4 protein-coding genes and 1 pseudogene are annotated in these 4,972 nt (G+C 44.7%); 1 reads left to right on the top strand and 4 read right to left on the bottom strand.

Annotated elements, in window-relative coordinates; translation table 11 throughout:
- Positions 1-129: 129 nt before the first annotated feature.
- The 4 genes from MN199_RS14670 to MN199_RS14655 all read right to left on the bottom strand — a co-directional run bounded on the left by MN199_RS14670 (position 130) and on the right by MN199_RS14655 (position 4,487).
- Positions 130-834: an IS6-like element IS26 family transposase gene (locus MN199_RS14670; RefSeq protein ID WP_001067855.1), complete on the bottom strand. Its 705-nt coding sequence runs from the start codon at positions 832-834 to the stop codon at positions 130-132.
- An 83-nt stretch (positions 835-917) separates the two neighbouring features.
- Positions 918-1,802, bottom strand: coding sequence for an Mph(E) family macrolide 2'-phosphotransferase (locus MN199_RS14665; RefSeq protein ID WP_000155092.1), 885 nt, complete (start codon positions 1,800-1,802; stop codon positions 918-920).
- A 55-nt stretch (positions 1,803-1,857) separates the two neighbouring features.
- Positions 1,858-3,333: an ABC-F type ribosomal protection protein Msr(E) gene (msr(E), locus tag MN199_RS14660; protein ID WP_000052512.1), complete on the bottom strand. Its 1,476-nt coding sequence runs from the start codon at positions 3,331-3,333 to the stop codon at positions 1,858-1,860.
- Positions 3,334-3,782: 449 nt separating this feature from the next.
- Positions 3,783-4,487, bottom strand: a complete 705-nt coding sequence (locus tag MN199_RS14655) for an IS6-like element IS26 family transposase (protein ID WP_001067855.1) — start codon at positions 4,485-4,487, stop codon at positions 3,783-3,785.
- A gap of 65 nt (positions 4,488-4,552) precedes the next feature.
- On the opposite strand from MN199_RS14655, the pseudogene MN199_RS14650 reads away from it, so the two are divergent.
- A pseudogene (locus MN199_RS14650) lies at positions 4,553-4,774 on the top strand (tyrosine-type recombinase/integrase); the annotation flags it as partial.
- Between the last annotated feature and the right edge of the window lie 198 nt (positions 4,775-4,972).

Raw genomic sequence — 4,972 nt, 5'->3', positions numbered from 1 at the left:
ATCCACGGAGCGGTGTCGTGCGTCGCCATCACATGTATGACCAGACCTTTCAGCGCGCCTTCAAACGTGCCGTAGAAGGCACTGTTGCAAAGTTAGCGATGAGGCAGCCTTTTGTCTTATTCAAAGGCCTTACATTTCAAAAACTCTGCTTACCAGGCGCATTTCGCCCAGGGGATCACCATAATAAAATGCTGAGGCCTGGCCTTTGCGTAGTGCACGCATCACCTCAATACCTTTGATGGTGGCGTAAGCCGTCTTCATGGATTTAAATCCCAGCGTGGCGCCGATTATCCGTTTCAGTTTGCCATGATCGCATTCAATCACGTTGTTCCGGTACTTAATCTGTCGGTGTTCAACGTCAGACGGGCACCGGCCTTCGCGTTTGAGCAGAGCAAGCGCGCGACCATAGGCGGGCGCTTTATCCGTGTTGATGAATCGCGGGATCTGCCACTTCTTCACGTTGTTGAGGATTTTACCCAGAAACCGGTATGCAGCTTTGCTGTTACGACGGGAGGAGAGATAAAAATCGACAGTGCGGCCCCGGCTGTCGACGGCCCGGTACAGATACGCCCAGCGGCCATTGACCTTCACGTAGGTTTCATCCATGTGCCACGGGCAAAGATCGGAAGGGTTACGCCAGTACCAGCGCAGCCGTTTTTCCATTTCAGGCGCATAACGCTGAACCCAGCGGTAAATCGTGGAGTGATCGACATTCACTCCGCGTTCAGCCAGCATCTCCTGCAGCTCACGGTAACTGATGCCGTATTTGCAGTACCAGCGTACGGCCCACAGAATGATGTCACGCTGAAAATGCCGGCCTTTGAATGGGTTCATGTGCAGCTCCATCAGCAAAAGGGGATGATAAGTTTATCACCACCGACTATTTGCAACAGTGCCTCAGCAATCATATTTTTAAATTATATAACTCCCAACTGAGCTTTTGCTCCAACGATAAGGCTTTCATTTTGAGTTTCTAAGGCAAATAAACCATACATCAAAGGAGAGGCCGCTGCTCTTTCTAAAGTCTGTTCATATAGTTTATTCCAAACTTTACCCCCTAGTTTTTCATACTCGATGATTAGAGTTTTGAGGCTTTCTTCTCCAAACAAAGTTACATGCCCAGCAAAATCAATCGCTGGGTCATCTATATGGGCTGTTGACCAATCAATAACGCCTGAAACAGCTCCATCCTTTGAAGCTAGTACATGCCCAGCATATAAATCGCCATGTATAAATTGGGTGAAATCTGCCCATAGAACATCATTATCCAACCATTTTCTGTAGCGGGTTTCCAATTGCTCACTTATACCAATTTCAGATTTTACTAACTGCAAATTGTTTGCTATTTCAGGTCTTAAATCTGAAGGTTTCATAATTTTCAAATCATTTTCCCGAACTTCTTTTTCAGGAATACTATGGATTTCAAATAAGGTTTTTGCCAAAGATGTTATGTATTTCGGGCTATCTTTGTCCATATTCCAAATTATTTCATAGGTTTCAGCATCCAAATTTAAAACAGGATTATCTTTAAGTATGGGATAAGCCACTAATTCTGTAGATGAAATTCTCCAATCAGGAACCTCTACAGAAAGATGTTTTTTTACCAATTCTAAAATGCGTTTTTCTTTCTTGATTTGTTCCCTCATGCCATCACGACGAGGAATACGCAGCAACCATTGTTGCCCCTTTGTATCAAGAGCAAAAACGACCTTAAAATCAATGCCCATTTCATTGAAATTCATTTTGTCCGTAAGCAACAAGCCGTGTGCTTCAGCAAGTGATTGAATATCTTGAATTGTCATTTTTAATTTCCTTTAAAGAGTTCAATAATTAATGTTCGGATTAGATTGGCTATCATTAACAATCTCTCTCAAAAGTCTTGATGATTTTGTGGTCTTTGATCTCGTAGATAATGTCAGCAATATTATCGACCAATTGCTTGTCATGAGATACGAAGATAATAGTTCCTGCATAGGACTTCATCATTGTTTCTAATGCGGCAATACTTTTTAGGTCAAGATAGTTTCCTGGTTCATCCATAAGCAAAATATTATATTTTCCTAAAAGCATTTTGGATAAAAGCAGTTTGATGATTTCACCTCCCGATAAGTCGGATAAGTTTTTTTGAATATCATTCGCTCCGATCCCCATTGAAGCCAATACTGCACGAATTTCCGCAACTGTGTACTCGCACTCTTCCTGCATAAAGGAGAGCACAGATTTATGCGTGTTAAATTTATATCCTGTTTGTGTAAAGTAGCCAATTTCAGCTTTTGGAGATATGGTTAATCCATCAGCACGTTCTGATATCATTTTTAACAAGGACGTTTTCCCTGTTCCATTCGATCCAGTTATAGCGACTTTAGCGCCAAGCGGTATTATAAAGTTAGCGTCATCAAAGATAGTACGGCTACCAAATTTTAAGCTCAGACCATCTGCCGTAATCGGGAACTTATTGTGCAGTTCTAGGGCTGAACTTTGACGAAAACGAATAGAACGCAAATGCTCTGGTGCTTGAATATCTTCTAATGCAGCCAAACGCTTTTCCATACTCTTAGCTGCCTGATACAGTTTTCTTTGCTTGGTGCCAGTCATTTTTGCATGCCCAAGTCGTCCAGCACTTTCGGTAGAGTTTTTGGATTTTTCTCCTTTTTTCTTATTGTCTAATCGATTAGCTTGCTGGCGTTTTTCTTGCACAGCAGATTCTAATCGCTCCCGTTCCTTCATCATCAGCTCATATTCTACGGCTTGGTGTTGTCGCTCTTCTTCTTTTTGACGCAAGTAATCCGAGTAACCACCCCAATATTCCGTAATTTTACCGTCTTTTAACTCCCATATCTTGTCTACAACCATATCAAGAAAATATCGGTCATGACTGATAACAAGTAATGCTCCATCAAATGCTTTAAGTTGACCAATAAGTAGATCTATTCCATTGAGATCAAGGTGGCTGGTTGGTTCATCCGCTAGAATGCCATGTACTTGTTGGGAAAATGCGGCAGCAATTTTTGCACGAGTTTCCTCTCCGCCACTCATTGTGTCGTTTTGTACATTGGAAACACCAAGGCGAGATAACATTGCCCGGTCTTCGACCGTTTCTATTTCGATTCCGCCCAGTTGGCTGATATGTGCAAAATCACCAAAACGCTGTAATGTCGCTTCGGCTAAAACAATTTCGCCATTAAGTACTTTGAGTAAACTACTCTTTCCTGCTCCGTTATCACCCACAAGACCAATACGGTCATAAGAGTGAATTTCCAATTCATCAATATCCAAAACATCACGCCCAGCATAATCCAAGCGTATGTTTCTCGCTTTAATAATTAAACTCATTTTTATTTACTCCTGTTTAGCTCTTGAAATTTTTTATGCAGCAAACAGGATTTAGGTGAAAACAAAAGCTAGCATCACAGTGTCCTCCCAAAAAAAAAGCTATTCATCCACAGGGTGGACAAATAGCTAGTCAATTAAGTTATAACTGGAAACTATGCACTAAAAGCATACTTATAAATTAAGCATACTTTTACTTTATATATCCGCATATATTCTTAAAGACACAACAAAAGCCCACCATTATAAAATAGTGTCACTATGCAAATAGTTGTGTCTTAACGAATGCGGATAGAATGCATAAACTTACCTAAAAAATAAAATTCAGTTTTATGATAACTTTACTGTTAAAAGAAGTCTAGACAACCTTGTTTTATGCTTGGATATAAGGCTTATTTTAGGCACTGTTGCAAAGTTAGCGATGAGGCAGCCTTTTGTCTTATTCAAAGGCCTTACATTTCAAAAACTCTGCTTACCAGGCGCATTTCGCCCAGGGGATCACCATAATAAAATGCTGAGGCCTGGCCTTTGCGTAGTGCACGCATCACCTCAATACCTTTGATGGTGGCGTAAGCCGTCTTCATGGATTTAAATCCCAGCGTGGCGCCGATTATCCGTTTCAGTTTGCCATGATCGCATTCAATCACGTTGTTCCGGTACTTAATCTGTCGGTGTTCAACGTCAGACGGGCACCGGCCTTCGCGTTTGAGCAGAGCAAGCGCGCGACCATAGGCGGGCGCTTTATCCGTGTTGATGAATCGCGGGATCTGCCACTTCTTCACGTTGTTGAGGATTTTACCCAGAAACCGGTATGCAGCTTTGCTGTTACGACGGGAGGAGAGATAAAAATCGACAGTGCGGCCCCGGCTGTCGACGGCCCGGTACAGATACGCCCAGCGGCCATTGACCTTCACGTAGGTTTCATCCATGTGCCACGGGCAAAGATCGGAAGGGTTACGCCAGTACCAGCGCAGCCGTTTTTCCATTTCAGGCGCATAACGCTGAACCCAGCGGTAAATCGTGGAGTGATCGACATTCACTCCGCGTTCAGCCAGCATCTCCTGCAGCTCACGGTAACTGATGCCGTATTTGCAGTACCAGCGTACGGCCCACAGAATGATGTCACGCTGAAAATGCCGGCCTTTGAATGGGTTCATGTGCAGCTCCATCAGCAAAAGGGGATGATAAGTTTATCACCACCGACTATTTGCAACAGTGCCCCGTAGAACAAGCAGGCATCACGAAGCCCGCCACACCGCACACCCTCCGCCACTCGTTCGCGACGGCCTTGCTCCGCAGCGGTTACGACATTCGAACCGTGCAGGATCTGCTCGGCCATTCCGACGTCTCTACGACGATGATTTACACGCATGTGCTGAAAGTTGGCGGTGCCGGAGTGCGCTCACCGCTTGATGCGCTGCCGCCCCTCACTAGTGAGAGGTAGGGCAGCGCAAGTCAATCCTGGCGGATTCACTACCCCTGCGCGAAGGCCATCGGTGCCGCATCGAACGGCCGGTTGCGGAAAGTCCTCCCTGCGTCCGCTGATGGCCGGCAGCAGCCCGTCGGGCTCTGTTGCAAAGATTGGCGGCAGTCAGAGGTAGGCTGTCGCTCTGCGCCGATCAGGCGGCTGCTGCGAAATGGT

Source organism: Rheinheimera metallidurans (assembly GCF_036983985.1).
Lineage (GTDB): Bacteria > Pseudomonadota > Gammaproteobacteria > Enterobacterales > Alteromonadaceae > Alishewanella > Alishewanella metallidurans.
Note: the sequence above shows the minus strand (reverse complement) of the source record. Positions and strands in the feature narration are given on the sequence as shown.